This window comes from Methylocucumis oryzae (genome assembly GCF_000963695.1).
Classification (GTDB): Bacteria; Pseudomonadota; Gammaproteobacteria; order Methylococcales; family Methylomonadaceae; genus Methylovulum; species Methylovulum oryzae.
The window spans coordinates 1-18,820 of record NZ_LAJX01000191.1; the positions used below are offsets into that span (position 1 = coordinate 1).

At 45.1% G+C, this 18,820-nt stretch carries 17 protein-coding genes and 3 pseudogenes; 17 read left to right on the forward strand and 3 right to left on the reverse strand.

Annotated features, from left to right (window positions below):
* Nucleotides 1-130: 130 nt before the first annotated feature.
* Nucleotides 131-991, reverse strand: a complete 861-nt coding sequence (locus VZ94_RS16580) for a GNAT family N-acetyltransferase (protein ID WP_045780074.1) — start codon at nt 989-991, stop codon at nt 131-133.
* 132 nt (nt 992-1,123) lie between these two features.
* On the opposite strand from VZ94_RS16580, the gene VZ94_RS16585 reads away from it, so the two are divergent.
* The 12 genes and pseudogenes from VZ94_RS16585 (at nt 1,124) to VZ94_RS16635 (ending at nt 10,802) form a co-directional block, all read left to right on the forward strand.
* Nucleotides 1,124-1,906, forward strand: a complete 783-nt coding sequence (locus VZ94_RS16585; RefSeq protein WP_500684259.1) for a M48 family metallopeptidase — start codon at nt 1,124-1,126, stop codon at nt 1,904-1,906.
* Between the two features lie 195 nt (nt 1,907-2,101).
* Nucleotides 2,102-3,298, forward strand: a complete 1,197-nt coding sequence (dapC, locus tag VZ94_RS16590) for a succinyldiaminopimelate transaminase (protein ID WP_045780076.1) — start codon at nt 2,102-2,104, stop codon at nt 3,296-3,298.
* Between the two features lie 53 nt (nt 3,299-3,351).
* Nucleotides 3,352-4,171 (forward strand): annotated as a pseudogene (gene dapD / locus VZ94_RS16595) (2,3,4,5-tetrahydropyridine-2,6-dicarboxylate N-succinyltransferase).
* Nucleotides 4,172-4,181: 10 nt separating this feature from the next.
* Nucleotides 4,182-5,045, forward strand: coding sequence for a DNA/RNA non-specific endonuclease (locus VZ94_RS16600; protein WP_239650021.1), 864 nt, complete (start codon nt 4,182-4,184; stop codon nt 5,043-5,045).
* A 20-nt stretch (nt 5,046-5,065) separates the two neighbouring features.
* Nucleotides 5,066-5,308, forward strand: coding sequence for a hypothetical protein (locus tag VZ94_RS16605; RefSeq protein ID WP_045780077.1), 243 nt, complete (start codon nt 5,066-5,068; stop codon nt 5,306-5,308).
* 4 nt (nt 5,309-5,312) lie between these two features.
* Nucleotides 5,313-5,696, forward strand: a complete 384-nt coding sequence (locus VZ94_RS16610) for an ArsC family reductase (RefSeq protein ID WP_045780078.1) — start codon at nt 5,313-5,315, stop codon at nt 5,694-5,696.
* A pseudogene (gene dapE, locus VZ94_RS16615) lies at nt 5,693-6,830 on the forward strand (succinyl-diaminopimelate desuccinylase). The gene VZ94_RS16610 and the pseudogene dapE overlap by 4 nt, the downstream one beginning before the upstream one ends.
* Before the next feature lie 415 nt (nt 6,831-7,245).
* Complete coding sequence (locus tag VZ94_RS16620) at nt 7,246-8,184, forward strand: chromate resistance protein ChrB domain-containing protein (protein ID WP_045780079.1); 939 nt, start codon at nt 7,246-7,248, stop codon at nt 8,182-8,184.
* Entirely contained in the window at nt 8,181-8,642 is a 462-nt protein-coding gene (locus tag VZ94_RS33335) for a chromate transporter (RefSeq protein ID WP_439097747.1), read from the forward strand. Before VZ94_RS16620 ends, VZ94_RS33335 begins: the two co-directional genes overlap by 4 nt.
* A gap of 229 nt (nt 8,643-8,871) precedes the next feature.
* On the forward strand, nt 8,872-9,582 hold the full coding sequence (locus VZ94_RS33340; protein WP_439097748.1) for a chromate transporter: 711 nt from the start codon (nt 8,872-8,874) through the stop codon (nt 9,580-9,582).
* A 9-nt stretch (nt 9,583-9,591) separates the two neighbouring features.
* Entirely contained in the window at nt 9,592-10,350 is a 759-nt protein-coding gene (locus VZ94_RS16630; protein WP_045780080.1) for a superoxide dismutase, read from the forward strand.
* Nucleotides 10,347-10,802: a chromate resistance protein ChrB domain-containing protein gene (locus VZ94_RS16635; protein WP_045780081.1), complete on the forward strand. Its 456-nt coding sequence runs from the start codon at nt 10,347-10,349 to the stop codon at nt 10,800-10,802. The genes VZ94_RS16630 and VZ94_RS16635 overlap by 4 nt, the downstream gene beginning before the upstream one ends.
* An 89-nt stretch (nt 10,803-10,891) precedes the next feature.
* Here the strand turns inward: VZ94_RS16635 and VZ94_RS16640 are convergent, their stop codons facing one another.
* Nucleotides 10,892-12,565: an Aq_1262 family (lipo)protein gene (locus VZ94_RS16640; RefSeq protein WP_052700663.1), complete on the reverse strand. Its 1,674-nt coding sequence runs from the start codon at nt 12,563-12,565 to the stop codon at nt 10,892-10,894.
* A gap of 360 nt (nt 12,566-12,925) precedes the next feature.
* On the opposite strand from VZ94_RS16640, the gene VZ94_RS16645 reads away from it, so the two are divergent.
* The 5 genes and pseudogenes from VZ94_RS16645 to VZ94_RS16665 all read left to right on the forward strand — a co-directional run bounded on the left by VZ94_RS16645 (nt 12,926) and on the right by VZ94_RS16665 (nt 18,209).
* A complete protein-coding gene (locus tag VZ94_RS16645; RefSeq protein ID WP_052700664.1) occupies nt 12,926-14,452 on the forward strand; it encodes an alkaline phosphatase PhoX in 1,527 nt (508 codons plus the stop codon).
* 726 nt (nt 14,453-15,178) lie between these two features.
* The gene (locus VZ94_RS26530; protein ID WP_045780082.1) at nt 15,179-15,328 is read left to right on the forward strand and encodes a hypothetical protein; all 150 of its coding nucleotides are present in this window, start codon (nt 15,179-15,181) and stop codon (nt 15,326-15,328) included.
* Nucleotides 15,325-15,915, forward strand: coding sequence for a cupredoxin domain-containing protein (locus VZ94_RS16655; RefSeq protein WP_082081757.1), 591 nt, complete (start codon nt 15,325-15,327; stop codon nt 15,913-15,915). Before VZ94_RS26530 ends, VZ94_RS16655 begins: the two co-directional genes overlap by 4 nt.
* Nucleotides 15,912-17,538: pseudogene (locus VZ94_RS16660) on the forward strand (cbb3-type cytochrome c oxidase subunit I). The gene VZ94_RS16655 and the pseudogene VZ94_RS16660 overlap by 4 nt, the downstream one beginning before the upstream one ends.
* 2 nt (nt 17,539-17,540) lie before the next feature.
* Nucleotides 17,541-18,209, forward strand: a complete 669-nt coding sequence (locus tag VZ94_RS16665) for a c-type cytochrome (RefSeq protein ID WP_045780083.1) — start codon at nt 17,541-17,543, stop codon at nt 18,207-18,209.
* Between the two features lie 219 nt (nt 18,210-18,428).
* Here the strand turns inward: VZ94_RS16665 and VZ94_RS16670 are convergent.
* Nucleotides 18,429-18,820, reverse strand: a 392-nt coding sequence (locus tag VZ94_RS16670) for a 3-deoxy-D-manno-octulosonic acid transferase (RefSeq protein WP_045780084.1), incomplete at its 5' end; no start/stop codon positions are given.

An 18,820-nucleotide genomic window follows, 5' to 3' on the forward strand; every position in this document is an offset into this window, starting at 1 on the left:
GGCGAAGCATCATAGTTAGCGTGATGAGCAACAGACTTACGCGGTTGCAATGACGCTTGTTGCATCGCAGGTTGATTCACGCAAGCGCTGCTTATTAACACAGCAAGCACAGCAATAATCCGAAATACGTTCATATCGTTATCCTAATTCTAATGTTGTCACGGCAAAAAATTTGTGCTATCGCTACTGCTGGATTATGCTGCGTATACATACGCGCTGTTTCAAACACCGGTTGCATCTCCCACGCATTAACCAACGCTAAGGCGTCTGTATTAGGTTCTGGCATATCGATAAAAAATGCCGCGCCCTCTGGAATCTGTACTAATAACCCCGCTAATAGCGTTTGCGCTTGCTCAACCCCATCCGCGAATAAAGGCCCTACCCGATAACCGCCATCACAAACACGAATCACACCATACCCCGTTAACGTTACACCGTCATAGCAAGCCAAGCCCGCACCTTCGCGCTGTTGTCGCCACGAGGCTAAAAAAGTAGGTCTAGAAGCTGGAAAATGCAAACAGTCATAAGTCTGTAACACATCGAAAGGCACATCAGTTAAAGGCATTAGCGCACTAATCTCTGCTGGTGCCGTATTTGAATGATTAATGCCTTGATAACGCAAATTACGGTATGCTGTAACAAAGCCAGACTTTTGATAATTGGCTTGCTCTGCCACCACACCATCGAGTCCAATATTACAACCCGCCAAATAACTCATCGCTTGACGCCATAATTGTATGCCATAGCCTTGATGACGATATTCAGGCTTAACAATATAAAAGCCGATAAAACCAAAACTATCGTCGTATTTAACCGCTGAGATACAAGCAATAGGCTCATCGCCTAAAACCCCCAGAAAAAAACCCGTTGTATCGGTAGGATAATAATGGTCGGCATCAAAGACACCTGGTCGCCACCCCTCTTGTTGAGCCCAAGCAATGGCTATATCAAGATCAGAACGGCTCATTTGGCGAATGGAGAAAGAACTCATGGCATCAAACCTGTGTCAGTTATTGTTATTAAGTACGTTGAATCAAGCTAACCCGCATAAAACTATAGTATCAAAATCCCAACTCATTTAAACTTTAGCAAATGAGTTCTCCAACCTGTAAAGATTTTCCGCATGATGGCAAAAAATAGTATTTACATAGCACTCACGGCTATGCTGTTATCCGCCTGTACCACCAGTCCAACAGGCCGTACTCAGCTCGTGATGATGCCAGATACCCAAGTCAATCAAATGGGTTTAAAAGCGTTTAGCCAATTAAAACAAAAAACACCGATTAGCCGAAATGCCGCTTACAACCGTTTAACGCATTGCGTAGCCAGCGCGATTACGCAGCAAGTTGGCGGTGGCCGGTGGGAAGTCGTGGTTTTCCAAGATAAAACCTATAACGCGTTTGCGCTACCCGGCAATAAAATTGGCGTACACACGGGCTTAATTCAATTGATTAATGGCAATCAAGACCAATTAGCCGCCGTGATTGGCCATGAAGTCGGTCATGTGTTAGCCAAACATAGCAATGAACGCGCATCGCAACAACTCGCAGTGCAACAAGGCATGAGTATTGCCCAACAAAGCGGCATGGTCGAAAGCAATGCGATGATGGGCTTATTGGGCTTAGGTGCACAATACGGCGTATTACTGCCCTTTAGCCGCACGCAAGAAAGCGAAGCAGACGAGATTGGGCAAAACCTAATGGCTAAAGCGGGCTTTGACCCAAGGCAGAGCGTAGCTTTATGGCAAAAAATGGCACAAGCTTCTGGCGGACAACAAACCGTAGAATTCATGTCCACCCATCCGTCTGACACCACGCGTATGCAAGATTTACAACAACATATGGCTAGCGCTGTAGCCACTTATCAACAGGCGCAAGCCACCGGAAGACGCCCGCATTGCCAATAACCGCTGTAGTCACGCATGTTTCAATCCACACTCAACCTCATCCGTCGAGTGACGCCCGCCGACGGATAGAGGTCGGTGGATTATCCCTCCCCGTAAACGAGGAGGTTACTGCGGAGGATAACGATACGCGAGTATCGCTGTCAAACTACAAAAATTCCCTTGAAAGGGGAGGTTTCAGACCAGCAAGGAAATCCGATGAATCCTCATTTAGCACACTTACATTCTTACCCCTTTGAAAAACTGGCTCAGCTTAAACAAGGCATTAAACCGCCCATTGATAAAGCGCATATCAACTTATCGATAGGCGAACCGGCTCATGCAACTCCGATATTTGTCCGCCATGCGTTGATTGAACAACTTGACGGTTTAGGCGCTTATCCAACTAGCAAAGGTATTTTAGAACTGCGCCTAGCCATTTCAACTTGGCTTGCTAAACGCTTTCAGTTGCCCGAATTAAATCCCGATACGCAAATTTTACCGGTTAGTGGTACGCGTGAAGCGTTATTTTCTATCGCTCAATGTGTGCTCAATACCCAGACCGCTACTAAACCGCTAGTCGTGATGCCTAACCCGTTTTATCAAATCTACGAAGGCGCGGCCTTATTAGCCGGTGCAGAACCGTATTTTCTCAATACCACGGCGCAAACTGGATTTTTACCAGAGCTGGATAGCGTACCGGAAGCAGTTTGGCAGCGTTGCCAATTACTTTACCTATGCTCGCCTGGCAATCCTAGCGGTGCCGTTTTAAGCCTTGAACAGTTACAATACGCGCTGACACTCGCCGAACGCTACGACTTTATCATCGCCGCCGACGAGTGTTATAGCGAGCTGTATTACGATGAAGCCAAGCCACCTGTAAGCTTATTAAATGCTGCTTATGCAGCAGGTAATACCGATTACAAACGCTGTATTGTGTTTCATAGCTTATCTAAACGCTCAAATGCACCAGGTTTGCGTTCGGGCTTTGTTGCCGGTGATGCCGAATTACTACACGATTATTATCGTTACCGAACCTACCATGGTTGTGCGATGCCATTGCCAACGCAACACGCCAGCATCGCCGCCTGGCAAGACGAGCATCACGTCAGCGAAAATCGCCAGTTATACCGGGAAAAATTTAATGCGGTGTTGACGCTGTTATCTGGCGTATGCGAACTTGAGCAACCACCCGCTAGCTTTTATTTATGGCTGGCCACCCCAATAAGCGATACCGAATTTGCCCGTAACTTATACGCACATGAAAACGTGACGGTCTTGCCAGGCAGCTACTTATCACGCGACAACCAAGGCGTCAATCCAGGGCAAAATTATGTGCGCATCGCATTAGTGCCACCGCTGGATGAATGTATAAAATTTGCGCATCGCTTAAAAAACTTTCTCGCGAGTTTATGATTGACTCAACACTCGCGCATTGATTTCTTCACACTATAAAATACATAACACTCATGACAGAACTTGAATCTATTATTACCCAGGCTTTTGAACAACGTGCCGATATAAACCCTAGCAATGCCTCGCCAGAATTGCGTTCAGCCGTCACTGACGTGTTGAAGTTATTAGATAGCGGTCAGTTAAGAGTCGCTGAAAAAATTGACGGCGATTGGGTTACCCATCAATGGCTAAAAAAAGCCGTGTTATTATCGTTTAGAATTAACGACAACCGCTTACAAGACGGCGGCAATACCCGTTATTACGATAAAGTGGAATGTAAATTCGCACATTACAGCGAAGAAGACTTTGCCAAAGCGGGTGTCCGTGTTGTACCAAATGCGGTCGCACGTCATGGCTCTTATATCGCGCCAGGTGCTATTTTAATGCCGTCGTATGTCAATATCGGAGCTTTCGTCGATAGCGGCACCATGGTTGATACCTGGGTTACGGTAGGCTCATGCGCACAAATCGGTAAAAACGTCCATTTATCGGGTGGTGTCGGTATTGGTGGCGTTTTTAGAGCCCTTACAAGCGAATCCAACGATTATTGGCGATAATTGCTTTATTGGCGCGCGCTCAGAAATTGTCGAAGGCGTTATCGTTGAAGATGGTTGCGTTATCTCTATGGGCGTTTATATTGGTCAAAGCACCAAAATTTACAACCGCTTAACCGGTGAAATTACTTATGGCCGCATTCCAGCAGGCTCAGTCGTCGTTTCCGGCAACTTACCATCTGCTGATGGTAAATACAGCTTGTATTGCGCGGTCATTATTAAGCAAGTGGACGAAAAAACCCGCAGTAAAACCGGTATTAACGAATTACTCCGCGATTAACGGCAGTCACTTGGCTAAATCCAATAACTACCTATTAAAACTGGCGCTAATGCTATTACGCTTAGCGCTAAAAAATCCCTCCTCAGCACTGCTTATTGCCGTATTAGGAGGCGGGGTATACGCGTATGAATACTATGTGGCGCGCCCACAGATGTTGTATCAAGGCGAACCCCATGCGTTGAAACCGCATATCAACACGTTTTTTCGCGTATTGCGCAATCATGGCTTTATTGTTGGCTACTCGGACTGGCGTGGCAACCCGTTATGGGTGGAATACGCCTTAACCCAGCCCGAAGCCAACGCACCGGATTTGAAAAGACCTAGCCGCTTTGAATTGGACTGGCGCAGTCTGAATCGACTAGACCATGAAAGCTATAGCCGTAGTGGTTATGACCGTGGTCACATGGCACCTAATTATGCGATTAGCCATTTATATGGTCGTCAGGGACAAGAAGACAGTTTTTTAATGACTAACATCACGCCGCAAAAGCCTAACCTCAACCAAAAATGGTGGCAACGCTTAGAAGCCTTAGAAATCGACGAGTTTACTAAACACTATGGTAAAGTCTGGGTGATTACCGGCCCTATTTTCAAAGGCAGTGTTGAGCGTTTAAGCTCGGATTGGCGGGTCGAAGTCCCCGATGCTTTTTATAAGGTCTATCTGACAGAATCTAACTCAGGCCGTCATCACGCGCTAGCATTTATTGCCCCGCAAACTGTATCAGGCAAAGAGCCGTTAAGCCAATTCGTCACAACTATCGATGACGTCGAAGCACAAACGGGCTTAGATTTTTTTGCTGAGCTACCCGATTCACAAGAAAAAGCTTTAGAATCGTCTCATGACCAAGCCGCTTGGCATTTACCCAATCGTTAACCCTTAACAACAAAAAGACTATGACTGAAAACATCTCAAACAATGCAATGATTTATGCAATTATGGCGTTAAATAGCGAAGTTGCTTTACAACGCGAATATTTAGCTTCAGACGACATGCCTAGAGAAGACAAAGCTGAAGAGCAAGACTTACTCGATGATTTAGAGCAAGCGTTTATGGAGTTCGTTGAAGTCTATAAACAACGCCGCAAAGCTGATAAAAATCTGCCTTCATTAGACGAGCTATTAACCAGCGAGTTATAACCGCATGGCAATCGTCTTATATGGCATTAAAAACTGCGACACCGTCAAAAAAGCCAGGCAATGGTTAACTGACCATCACATAGACTATCGTTTTCATGATTTTCGCAGCGATGGACTTAACCCTGAATTGCTCAGCGCCTGGCTAAAGCAAGTCGGTTTAGAGGTCTTATTAAACCGTAGTAGCACCAGCTTCAAACAGCTTAGCGACGCAGACAAGCACGCGAGCACCGACGAAGCTAAAGCCCATGCCTTAATACTTGCCACGCCAACGTTAATCAAACGACCGGTGCTTGACTTGGATGGCCGTATTATCGTCGGATTTAATGCCAAACAAGGCGGTTACCAACACGCTGTCTCTTTAGCCGAACCCAACGAAAACAACGCATGAGCCATACCCTGGAACTCCTACTCGATTTACTCAAACGGCCATCGGTCACGCCTGATGATGCCGGTTGCCAAGATGTCATCGCCGAACGACTTAAACCTTTAGGCTTTAATTTGGAATGGATGAATTTCGCCGATACACGCAACTGCTGGTTTAGACGCGGACAATCAACGCCGCTGCTGACTTTTTTAGGTCATACCGATGTCGTACCGGTAGGTGATGTTTCGCGTTGGCAATCGCCACCGTTCCAACCCACTTTCAAAGACGGTCTGTTATACGCACGCGGCGTTGCCGATATGAAAGCCAGTATTGCCGCGTTCACTGTTGCAACAGAACGTTTTATTGCCGATTATCCAGAGCATCAAGGCTCTATTGCTATCATGCTCACCAGCGATGAAGAAGGCGCTGCTACCCATGGCGTCGTCAAAATGGTCGAGGTCTTAGAGCAACGCGGTGAGAAAATTACCTGGTGTTTAGTTGGCGAACCGTCTAGCGATAAAACCCTGGGTGATGTAATACGCGTAGGTAGACGTGGCTCCTTATGCGCTAAACTCACCATTAAAGGCATACAAGGCCATGTCGCTTACCCAGAATTAGCCGATAACCCTATCCACAAAGCGCTACCCGCGTTAGCCGCGTTAACTAATGAAGTATGGGATAACGGCAACGAGTTTTTTCCGCCTACACGCTTACAAATATCCAATATCCAGGCCGGAACCGGTGCTGAAAACATCATCCCAGGCCAGTTAGAAGCGCAATTTAATTTACGTTTTTGCACTGAATTAACAGCTGAGCAGATACAGCAACGCACCGAACAACTGCTGGCGCCGTTTAATTTAAACTATGAACTTACATGGCGTTTTATCTGGCCAACCGTTTTTAACTCAACCAGGCCAGTTAATCAGCGCAACCCAAGCCGCACTCAAAGCCGTCACCGGTCAAAAAGCCATTGAAGATACCGGCGGCGGCACTTCGGATGGGCGCTTTATAGCCCCAACCGGTGCTGAAGTCATAGAGCTAGGGCCATTAAACGCGACTATACATAAAGTGAATGAACATATTGCCGTCGCTGATTTAATACCGTTAGAAGAAATTTATTATCAGATATTAGTAGGACTACTCGCACAGACGGTTTGATGTGAAGTTTTTGATTGGCGTCCAACATAACGTTGGGCGCTAGCATAAACTGCGCATACACCTACACTCCTCAATGAAAAAGGTGCGCACAGCGCACCCTACAGCAACACAAGATTTAATCGTTCCCACGCTCCGGCGTGGGAATGCCGCCTTGGCCGCTCCAGCGGCCCTTCACCACGCGACGCTGGAGCGTCGCGAGCTGCGTTCCCACGCCGGAGCGTGGGAACGATACGACGATACGATTATCACAAATTCTAATTTTTCATCAAAGTCAACTGATTAACAGTAGTCTCAACTCCTCCACATAGCGGCTTACTTTAAAAGTAGTCATTGTAGGGCAAGGTAGAAGAAATCTTAGCCTCGAAAAACAATAAATTTTATGTTATAAGCTCTACTTTTTAGTAGCATATATAACATGAATTATTGGCTTTTACTCATTTTAAGCTTGCCAACGGAGAATGCCAGTATGCGTATGCGCGTATGGCGTTCGCTAAAAAACTCAGGCTCGGCCGTGTTACGCGATGGCGTTTATTTATTACCAGAACGCCCTGAATGTCGTGACGCTTTAGCCACGATTGTAGAGCAAGTGCGCACTTATCAAGGCCAAGCCGAACTGATGCGCATAGAAGAGCCGGATGATAATCGGTTTATCGGCTTATTTGATAGACAGCAAGCCTTTGCCGAGTTACTCGCCAGCATTCATACGCTGCATAACAGCGCGGCCTTCGAGACTGCAAACGATGCGCTTAAACAAGCACGTAAACTACGCAAGGCTTTTACCCAGTTATGCCAAGTTGATTTTTTCCCCGGTGAAGCGCAACGACAAACAGAGCAAGCGCTTAATCAACTTGACGCGAAGCTAGCAAGAATACAGTCACCTGACGAACCGCACAGCATTGAAATGACTATCACCACGCTTAACCCAGCGGACTTTCAAAACCAGATTTGGGCGACGCGCAGCCGTCCTTGGGTTGATAGGTTGGCTTGTGCCTGGCTGATTCGTCGTTTTATTGATGGTAACGCGCGGTTTTTATGGTTAGCGTCACCGGCAGATTGTCCTAATAACGCCATAGGATTTGATTTTGATGGTGCTAGATTTAGCCATTGTGCGGGTAGCGTCACGTTTGAAGTCATGCTGGCTAGTTTCAGCTTAGAACAACCTGCGCTAAAACGCTTAGGCGCCTTAGTACATTTTTTGGATGTTGGCGGTGTACAACCTTTAGAGGCCTCAGGCGTTGAATGTGTGTTAGCAGGACTAAAAGCTAACATCAGCAATGACGAACAGTTGCTTACTGCCGCGAGCGCGATATTTGACAGTTTATTAAGCAGTTTTTCTAGTGGAGAGGATTTATGACGACGTCTGTTAAGTCAACACCTAACAATAACCATTTGCCTGAATCGATTAGTTTTTGGCAAGCCTTTTTGTTTTGGTTAAAACTAGGCTTTATTAGCTTTGGTGGTCCAGCGGGACAAATTGCGATTATGCATCAAGAATTAGTGGAAAAGCGCCATTGGATTTCCGAACGGCGTTTTTTACATGCGTTAAATTACTGCATGTTGCTACCCGGCCCAGAAGCCCAACAACTCGCTATTTATGTCGGTTGGTTATTGCATAAAAGCCTAGGCGGTATTGTCGCTGGCACTTTATTCGTACTGCCGTCGTTGTTTATTTTAATGACGTTATCATGGATTTATTTGAGCTTTGGCGATACCTTTATTGTCGTCGGCTTGTTTTATGGCATTAAACCGGCTGTAACCGCTATCGTGTTGCAAGCGGCTCATAGAATAGGCGGTAGAACGTTTAAAAAATAGCTGGCTGTGGGGCATTGCGATTAGTGCTTTTATCGCTATTTTTGCCTTTGACGCGCCGTTTCCAGCCATTGTCGCCATAGCGGCGTTAATTGGCTTCATCGGTGGACGCGTTGCACCCGAGAAATTTAAAGCCGGTGGCGGTCATGGCAAAGCGGCACACTCATTTGGCGCTGCTGTTATTGGCGATGACACTCAGTTAGACCACACACGGTTTCGTTGGTCAAGTCTGTTGGGCATTGCAACCTTAGGCTTATTGTTATGGGCGATACCGATGGCAGGGCTAATCTGGCATTACGGATGGTCTCATGCCTTAACACAAATGGGTTGGTTTTTCACTAAAGCTGCGTTATTAACCTTTGGTGGCGCCTATGCCGTATTGCCTTATGTGTATCAAGGCGTCATCGAGCATTACCACTGGTTACAACCCCAGCAAATGATAGACGGCTTAGCCTTAGGCGAAACCACACCTGGCCCATTAATCATGGTAGTGACCTTTGTCGGCTTTGTCGCTGGTTGGGCGCAAGCATTGTTCGGCGCAGACCAATTAGTCATGGCCGGTGTTGTTGCCGCTGTGTTAGTCACTTATTTCACGTTCTTACCTAGCTTCGTGTTTATTTTAGCAGGCGGCCCGTTAGTCGAATCCACGCATGGCAATTTATCGTTTACCGCCCCATTAACCGGTATCACGGCCGCAGTCGTCGGCGTAATCGTCAATCTGGCGTTATTTTTTGCCTGGCATGTGTTTTGGCCTAGCGGTTGGCAAGGTCATGTCGACTTCTTAGCGTTAATCATCTGCGCGTTTGCGTTATTGGCATTATTCCGTTTCAAAATAGGCGTCATTCCAGTGATTACCGGCGCGGCACTGGCGGGGTTGTTGCTAACCAGCCTTAAACCTTGGCTACTCGAGCTGTATGCCTTGCTGCCCCCTTTAACCTTCTGAGAGGAAACCATGACGACCATAGACCGACGAGAATTTTTGACTACAACGTCTGGTGCATTAGCTTTAGCCGCTTTTGCCACAGACACTAACGCCCTTACTTCGACAGGAACACTTATGTCAACACAGCCTTCAGCCTTTAGCTCTATTCACGAACGCCAAGCGCTACCGTTTAACCCTAGCAAGCTAGACGGTTTATCAGAAAAACTCATTTTATCGCACTGGGAAAACAATTATGGCGGTTCGGTAAAAGCATTAAACACGGTTAAACAGAAATTATTAGCGATGCAACAAGATGCTAATTTACCCGCGTTTATTTATAACGACCTTAAGCGCGAGCATTTAATGCGTACGGGGTCAGTCGTATTACACGAGTTATATTTTGGCAATTTAGGCGGTCACGGCAAGGCTGATACCGCATTACAAAAAGCATTGACTGACGCATTTGGCTCACTAGCGACCTGGGAGCAAGAATTTAAACGCATGGGTGCAGGTTTAGGCGGTGGCTCTGGCTGGGTGGTGTTAGGTTATAACCTACATAGCGGTTTGCTAGAAAATTATTGGCAATGGGATCATTTACACGCCCCTAGCGCTACCTTGCCGTTATTGGTGATGGATATGTATGAACATTCGTATCAAATGGATTATGGTGCTGGCGCAGCTCAGTATATTGATGCATTTTGGCTTAATATTCATTGGGATACGGTATCAACCCGTTTAGACAAAGCGCTAAAAATGCGCGAAGTCTGGCTAGCAGGCGGTGCGCGATGAAATGGATTACCCGTGAGCGTCCTAAAATAGACCGCATTGCGTGTCCGTGGCTTATCGCGCGCTTTATCGACGCTAGCCCTGAATTTTTATATGTACCTACCGAGCAGGTATTAAGCCAAGCTCAACAGCTTAATGCTATACCGTATGATATTCCCGATGTAGAACTGAGCCATGTTGGCGAATTATGTAGCTTTGACGCGTTTTTAACCAAGTACCAGTTAACCGACCCGGCGCTCAAACAATTAGCACTCATTGTACGCGGGGCTGATACCTCAAGACTGGAGCTAACTCCACAATCAGCCGGTTTGTACGCATTATCATTAGGTTTGTCCCGGCGTTTCGCCGACGATCTTGAAATGCTAAGCCACGGCTTAATCATGTATGACGCGTTATATGCCTGGTGTCAACATTGCCAAAGCGAAACGCATAATTGGCCGCCTGAGATAGGTTAGCAATCGTGTAGATGCACGTGGTAATACCAAAATTAAACCAATAGCTGGAGTCCAAAACATGTTTTGGACTCCATGATTACCACTAAACCTTATTTTAAATCGCTAGCTTGCCAATCCAAACGGATGTCCCAAGGATAAATACGTTCGTTAGGTAAGGTCGGTGCGGTTTTGCTGTCGATTTTGTCGTATACGTTTTTAGGTGGTGTAACGGTAGCATCACGACCATAAATAAAATCTTGCTCGTCAACAATCGTCCGATAGGCTTTATTAAGCAATAATGCCCGCTCTTTTGAAGGGGTTAATAACTCGTATAAATCCTTAGCCGCTTTGACTTTGGCCTGGTTAACCGTGCCATCAGCATTAAACCAACGCTGTTTCATCTCGGTGTTGCTGCGAAACTCGTCGCCGCCACCTACGCGTTTAAAATAAGTTAAAATTTCGCCCTCAGTTTCACCTTGATTAGGCGCATCCGGCATACCTTTTAAATTAATATAAGTCCACCCTTTAGCACCATCGACTTTACGCGGAAAGCTAAAGGTTTTATCAATGGTCGAGCCTATCGAGTTATGGCACCCCATGCAAAACATGTTTTCTTCAAACGTACTGGCGCGCAAATGTCCGTTTTTATCTTCGATAAAGCCTTGCACCGCCCAACCCATGCCGTTATCTAAACCACGCTGACCTAAATCAGTATAACCGGGTAAGTTACCTGCGTCTTTTTCAAAACCTTCTTCTTGGTAAAAACGGCGATACATGATTTTTCGATATGCTTTCCACTTACGCATATAACGCACTTCTTTCATGCGCTTAGATAACGTGATTTGACCGTCATCGTTAATACCCAGGTAACGAACAGTATGCAAAAACTCGGTATGCTCTGGATATAAAAACGTGTCGATAAATTCTTTTTCCGCCGCACCCACATAATGCTCTAACTTGCTAATCTGATTGGCAGTGGTCAATAGGTTGTCGCCATTTAAGTCTTGACCGACGGCTTTTTCATCAATGCTTAATGACGAAATACTGTTTAATCCTTTAATTTTGGCTTCTAAAATCGCCAAGTTAGCTTTGTAAACATCGGCTGAATACTGGCCTTTGCTATTCGTTCTAAATGCTTCGGGCAAACGTATCATGACATCGTCAGTAGAGCCATTGGTCGGCCAAAACGTACTTGGTAGCGGCTTGTAATTAAACGCCACCCAATGACTGCCGTCTTTGGCAAAACCGTCCGCATCGAAAGCCGCTTGGCCTTGTTCAAGATGAGCTAAATCCGGTATCCAGCCTTTGAATTTTGCTGTTCGCAACCGACTCGCTAACGCTGAATAATTGTCTTCATTAACCCATTTTAAAATAGCGTCATCACTAATCGCTGCGACTTTAGCGCTACGATCTTCAAATAAATTCTGCCAATGGTTAGTAAAACCAATATCGCTAAAGCTGTATTCAGCTTGCAAATCGCCATCGTTCATGGTGTTTTCACGGCCTTTAACGGCGTTTTGATGGCAAACATAACAAGGATTACGCTCACCTTCAGTGCGCGTGTAACACTGCGGAGGAATAATCGCTTCTGGGTTATACAGTGCGCCATAAGGATTAGGAACATCGGGTAACGTAGGCAGAACGCCGGGTTTTTGTTGTAACCCTTGTAAAATCTTTAAATAAAGCAGTTCGGTTGTTTTGGCTGGGGTTTGGGCGGTGCTGTCTGCGTATACTAAGGCACTGATACACATCAATAACATAACGCAGCAAAAACGGCGCGGCATATTCAACTCCTGGCGGGTAAATAAAAATAACTATCATTCAAACTCGATGAGGTTACGCGCTGAATATGACTTTTTTATGACTTAAGCCTTACCTTAATCGTGCGCTTGACTTGATGCTGAGTGCAGTCATCTGACAGCAATTTGTTTGACACCTTCTGGTTACGCAAGCAATTTCAACTGATTGTTTTATATCAATACCCACACTTTTTGTAACAATATTGCAACATAATCAATATGTTATATTATCACTGTAGCATATTCTTAACATTCGCTTGTGATAATAGTTAACGGTTATTCCAGCCCATTAAAGCGGGCTACGACTAAACCGCATAACATTTAAACCCATGATGAGAGAGAACTATGAGCAAGCCAATTTACTCTTTGTTAACAGGCGCTGTGGTATTCGCCCTGTCGCAATCAGCGCTAGCAGGTACTAACGTATTCTTTAACCCATTAACGCAATCAACAGCAGTTGCTTCAACTGCTAATCATATCAATGAGTTAAACACACCTTTGCAAGTCCCAGCAGGTGTTAGCCAAACTAACTTGTTAAGCTTATCGAAAGTTGAAGCCGACACTAACCAATCTATCTTACGCGTTCCAGCAGGTACTAGCTCATCAATGTTAGACATGTCTGCATTTAGCGATGATGGCAGATTCTTATTTTTACCTCATGAAACCCCATTCGGCGCTGGCTTAAGCCGTTATGACTTCAAAACCAAAAAAACAGCCTTGTTATTCGCTGGTGACCAAAAAGGTGCGGAAGGCGATTGGACCAACGACTACGGCGCATTCGACCCAGCGCGTTTTACACCAAACGGTACCGTTATCGTTGCTGAAGAATGGGCGGGGCAAGGTCGTGTTATCGAAGTGTTAAACCCATTTGCTAAACCGGCTGATATTCAAAAACGCGAGTTAGAAAGCATTGCCAATGTTTCGCACGAAGGTATTAACTTCAGTGAAAAATACAACAACGTGATTTACTACATCGACGAATGGAACTCAGGTTCTATTTACAAATTCGTCATGACCACACCGGGCGATTACACTAAAGGTCAAACGTTTGTATTAAAAGTTGATGCGTTTAACGGTGTAGCTTCTGATTTATGGAATGACGCCTCTAACGCCAGTGCGCCGCGCACAGGTGCTGCAACGTGGGTTGCGTTAACCGATGCCGATGGCAATCCTGTTACAACAGTATCAGCGTTCAAAAATGGCGAGCCTGAAACCGACCCACGCGTTGATTTAACTAACGCTTTAGGTGGTCGCGCAGCCGCTGATGAAGTCGGTGCAACACCATTTGGTCGTCCAGAAGATATGGAAGTGGCTAAATTAGCTAACGGTAATGAAGTGCTATATATCGCAATGACTTCTGAAGCAGCTATTTATGCGGTTGAAATCTTAGACGATAGTAAAGCAACGGTACGCATATTTGCTAATAACACTAACACACCTAAAAACTTAAATTATCCTGCAACGACTGCAGTGTTAAACTCACCTGATAACTTAGCGCAAGACGCGTTAGGCAATATCTATATCATCGAAGACGCACCTAACAGCTCAACCGTTGGCGGCGATATTTGGTTTATTCGCGACGTCAATAACGATGGCACAGCCGAATCTATAGACCATTTCATGAGCATTCAAGTTAACGGCTCAGAAGCGACGGGTATGATTTTCAACCCGGCAAAACCAACGCAATTCGTTGTATCTGTGCAACATCCATCAAGTACAGATTTAGCGATTGCCCCCACTGGCTTTGGTGATGCGGTTTGGTTATTCGACTTAGAAAACGTTGTACCACCTACTTGTGTTAAGAAAGTGACTAAAACTTGCCAAGTTAACGGTAACAGCTTTGCTCATATGTTAAAAGCTGCTGGCAACTAGTCGATAGCTGTTAGTTGACGGCAACAAGCTTGTTGCCGTCATTCTTGTCTAGTAGCTGCTACAGATTTACACGGTACGGATAAATCAGCACCTGAAACAAGCATAAGGCTTTGATTAAGTATTTATCTAATTCGTAAACGTCAAGTTGAATGTAAGAAATATTTACACCTCCGGCTTTAGCCATTTTAAAAAAGTATCGCCTCCTTGATAACAAAATGTGAGAGTCAACTATTGTCACCCGTCAGCTCCCTGCCATTAAGTTAACTAATTTGGAGTACAAAGCTCGCTTTGTGCAGTGCTTAAATCAATGCAAGGCTAGCCTTGCACTCCGAAAAAACGGTTACTTAAATGCTTAACTGTGGGCAGTGCACCCGTCAGATACAAACAGTTCGGATAATAGCTGTTTTACCTCTATAATTTCCTTGCCATTACTAATGGTATTGAGGCGATTTCCGGCGAAGAATCTACCCAACTCACTGGTCTTTTTGCCCCTTTTTCTGCGTTGTAAAAACAGTTGCATAGCCCGCTATGCGCCTGTTTTTTACGCCTTGAAAAGACGCAAAAATCCTGCATGATTTGGGTAGATTCATTCTTGGAAATCGCCTAAACAGTCACTATGTTAAACGTACTTTAGAATCGGCAGAACAGTCTTCGTTGTGAGTTCTGACGGCTGTTTTATCCGCATTCCTAGAAATACCTTGTCTAACAATAATATGTGGGGTGGTTATGGAACAAATGAGTGAAGAAGAACGCAAGCGCATCCTCGAAAGCCCGCCAATAGGCACTTTCGCGTTGATGTCGGTAGTCATAGGCGTTATGGTGCTTGCCTGGCTGTTTCTGTATTACGGCGTATTTTTGCTAGGGGGTAGCCTATGAATGTCAATCTTGAACATTATCAAGCCAAACTTAAAGATTTTATTGCTCAGTTACGCGCTTTGCATATTGAGTCTTTAGAACAAAAATGGATTACGTTATCGCTCGCGGCGATTGGTTTATTGGTCGCGATTATCACACTAGACGCTTTTTTTCATGGCATTAACCCACCTAGCAAAGTTGAAACCATTGATTCTGCACGCTTGCATCTAAGCGAAGAGTTTGCCGAAGATAAATTAGGTGTTTCTGTTAACGAAAAAGGCGATGTCATTGTGCGCATGGTTGCTGGGCGCTACTCGTTTTTCCCCAAACATATCGAAGTACCTGCTGAAACTAAAATTACCTTTCGCTGGGTGAGTATGGATGTATTGCATGGTGTGCATATTCCGATGACGAATATGAGCACGATGATTGTTCCCGGTTATGTTGCTGAAATTACGACGACATTTCCAAAGCCGGGTGATTATCCTTTGTTATGTAACGAATATTGTGGCTTAGGCCATAACCACATGTGGAGCAATATTGCTGTTATTGCGAAAGAGGATTGGCAAGCACCGACCGCTAAAACCAGTCAAGGAGAAGCATTATGATTGAGCAAGCAACTAAAAAACTCGTCTTAGCCCACTTATGGGTTGCGTTTGCTGCGTTTGCGCTAGCCTGTGTTTTAGGCGAATATCAAGTCTTAGAGCGCAGTGGTTTTATTGAGGCGTTAAATTCCGCCCCGGTTTATTTTGCTTCAGTCAGTACGCATGGTGTGTTAATGGCGTTTGTTTTAACCACATTTGGCATTATGGGTTTTGGCTATTATTTTGCCGTAACCAGTCTTAATCAGCCATTATGGCAACCTAAACTGGCATGGCTTGGTTTTGCCGTTGCGCTGACAGGCGTTGTTTTAGCGGCAGTACCGTTACTGTTAGGTAAAGCCTCGGTGTTGTATACATTTTATCCTCCGATTATTGCCCATGCATCATTTTACCTAGGCGCAACGTTATTAGTGGTCGGCTCATGGCTATGGTGCGTAATTATGGTGGTTATGTTTGCCCAGTGGAAAAAAGCCAATCCTGGTCAACCTATCCCATTAGCGATGTTTGCCACAACAGCGAATGCATTGTTGTGGCTTTGGACTAGTGCCGGCGTTGCCTTAGAGGTGTTATTTCAGTTATTGCCATTGGCGTTAGGTTGGATTGATACCATCGATGCCGGACTGGCACGCACCTTATTCGCCTGGACCTTACACCCTATCGTGTATTTCTGGTTATTGCCGGTTTATACGGCGTTTTATGTGTTAGTCCCTAAACAAGCCGGTGGCTATTTGTTTAGCGATGAAGTCGCTAGAGCCTCTGTTATTGTGTTAGTCGTATTTGCGTTACCTATTGGTTTTCATCACTTGTATATGGACCCTGAGCAAGGTCAAGGCTGGAAGCTGTTACACGGTATAGGTACTTTTGTCGTAGCGTTACCGACGTTGGTTACCGGGTTTACGGTGATTGCTTCGCTGGAAATTGCAGGACGGTTACGCGGTGGTCAAGGCTTATTCGGTTGGATATTAACCTTGCCTTGGACAAATCCTATGATTTTGGCGGTGATTTTAAGCTTGTTAATGCTTATTTTTGGTGGCTTTGGCGGTTTAGTAAACGCTAGCTATGCGATGAATGCGATGGTGCATAACACAGCATGGGTTTCAGGTCATTTCCATCTTATTTTTGGTGGTACGACGATTATTATGTATTTAGCAATGGCTTATTATCTATGGCCGATGCTAACCGGCAAGCCGTTGTTTTCTAATACGATGGCGTTATGTCAATTATGGGCATGGTTTATCGGTATGGTGATTTTAACCACCCCTTGGCATGTATTGGGTTTGTTAGGTCAGCCACGCCGGATTTCAACGGTGGTCTATAACAATTTTGCTCACATTGGCCTGGAAACCTTATGAATTAGCAATGATTTTTGGTGGCTTGGTATTATTGGGTTCGGCTGGTTTATTTGTTTATAACTTAGTCAAAACTCAGATGCAACCGGCCGCAGAAGCCTTTACTGCGCAAATTGAATATGCCGAGCCAATTCATCCAGTTAAGCAATTGCCTGAGTTTTTAAATGATTTTGGCTTATGGAATAAGGTGATTGCTGTGTTAATGGCGATTAGTTTTGGCGTACCCATTCTGCAGTTTTTCTTTATGCAAACTTTTGGTTCTAGCGCGTGGGGGTATTAACAATGATAAAGGCACTATTATTACTAAGCCTGTTGCTGGCTGCCAATGTGAGTTTTGCTAAGCCGACGTCGCAAGTAGCCTGGACACCTGAGTTATTAGCTAAGCTTAAACACGCCAATGCTGATAAAGGCAAAACCTTAGCAGCAAACTGCACTAGTTGTCATGGCGATAAAGGTCAAGGCAGTCCAGAGGAAAATCGTGATGGTGATGTGATACCGGCTATCCCAGCACTCGCTGGACAATTAGCGACGTACACATTTAAGCAATTACGCGATTATGCCAATGACGATAAAGACAATGCAACCATGACCGGCATTGCCAAAAATTTAACTGAACAAGATGCCGCTGATTTGGCCTTATGGTTTAGCACGTTACCGGCACCCTCGCCGTCTGGACAAGGCTCTGATAAAGCCTATAACCTAGTAACAGAAGGTGATGGCAAACGCATTATCCCGCCTTGTTCGGTATGTCACGGCAGCGATGGCCAAGGTGAAAAAATCGATATTCCTGCCTTAAAAGGCCAACAAGCTGGTTATTTAGTTGATGCATTAACAGCCTATAAAACAGGAGCTAGACATAATGATATTTATGCACGAATGCGCTTAATTGCTGAACAACTCACTGATGAAGAGATAAAAGCATTAGCGCAGTATTATCAAGCCTTGCGTTAACTGTTTAAAACCGCTGCTTAGTTTTGTTAATGGGCAGCGGTATATATACTGAATGGCTAAGTTATCGGTTTTTTTGAGTGGGTTCGCTGTGCGTACCATTAAAAAAATCGCAATAAAATCAATAATAAGGTACGCGTAAAGCACCTTACAGTGAGCTGTAAGACTTTAGCCTTAGACCGAACGATGACGCGAGTTTAACTGTTTGACGTTATAGCCTTGTCAGAATCCGACTGGCTCGCCTAAATAGGGTTTCAGCAATTCATACACTCTAGCCACAACACCTTGACTGTTTTGCACTAAAGTTTTTGCGTGTTTGGCTAGCTGCTCACGTTGTTCTGGGTGTTGATAAAGCAGATGTACAGTGTCAGCGAGCTCATTAGGCGTAGGACATAACAAGGCAGCTTTTTGACTAATAAATGCATCAGCAATTTCTTGAAAATTATGCATGTAAGGACCAAAGATAATGGGGCATTCAGCCGCCGCTGCTTCTAAAACATTATGTCCACCAATAGGTTGTAAGCTACCCCCGATAAACGCAAGATCAGATGCGCAATAATGTGCTTTTAACTCACCTAAGGTATCTAATACATAAACGTCTGTGTCCGGTTTAC

Bases quoted from the DNA above. Each gene is read 5' to 3' on its own strand.
- VZ94_RS16605 (WP_045780077.1), top strand. From the start codon at position 5,066: ATGACTGAAAACATCTCAAACAATGCAATGATTTATGCAATTATGGCG.
- VZ94_RS16655 (WP_082081757.1), top strand. From the start codon at position 15,325: ATGAATGTCAATCTTGAACATTATCAAGCCAAACTTAAAGATTTTATT.
- VZ94_RS16645 (WP_052700664.1), top strand. From the start codon at position 12,926: ATGAGCAAGCCAATTTACTCTTTGTTAACAGGCGCTGTGGTATTCGCC.
- dapC (WP_045780076.1), top strand. From the start codon at position 2,102: ATGAATCCTCATTTAGCACACTTACATTCTTACCCCTTTGAAAAACTG.
- VZ94_RS16580 (WP_045780074.1), bottom strand. From the start codon at position 991: ATGAGTTCTTTCTCCATTCGCCAAATGAGCCGTTCTGATCTTGATATA.
- VZ94_RS16665 (WP_045780083.1), top strand. From the start codon at position 17,541: ATGATAAAGGCACTATTATTACTAAGCCTGTTGCTGGCTGCCAATGTG.
- VZ94_RS16610 (WP_045780078.1), top strand. From the start codon at position 5,313: ATGGCAATCGTCTTATATGGCATTAAAAACTGCGACACCGTCAAAAAA.
- VZ94_RS33335 (WP_439097747.1), top strand. From the start codon at position 8,181: ATGACGACGTCTGTTAAGTCAACACCTAACAATAACCATTTGCCTGAA.
- VZ94_RS16640 (WP_052700663.1), bottom strand. From the start codon at position 12,565: ATGCCGCGCCGTTTTTGCTGCGTTATGTTATTGATGTGTATCAGTGCC.
- VZ94_RS26530 (WP_045780082.1), top strand. From the start codon at position 15,179: ATGGAACAAATGAGTGAAGAAGAACGCAAGCGCATCCTCGAAAGCCCG.
- VZ94_RS16630 (WP_045780080.1), top strand. From the start codon at position 9,592: ATGACGACCATAGACCGACGAGAATTTTTGACTACAACGTCTGGTGCA.
- VZ94_RS16585 (WP_500684259.1), top strand. From the start codon at position 1,124: ATGATGGCAAAAAATAGTATTTACATAGCACTCACGGCTATGCTGTTA.
- VZ94_RS16635 (WP_045780081.1), top strand. From the start codon at position 10,347: ATGAAATGGATTACCCGTGAGCGTCCTAAAATAGACCGCATTGCGTGT.
- VZ94_RS16620 (WP_045780079.1), top strand. From the start codon at position 7,246: ATGAATTATTGGCTTTTACTCATTTTAAGCTTGCCAACGGAGAATGCC.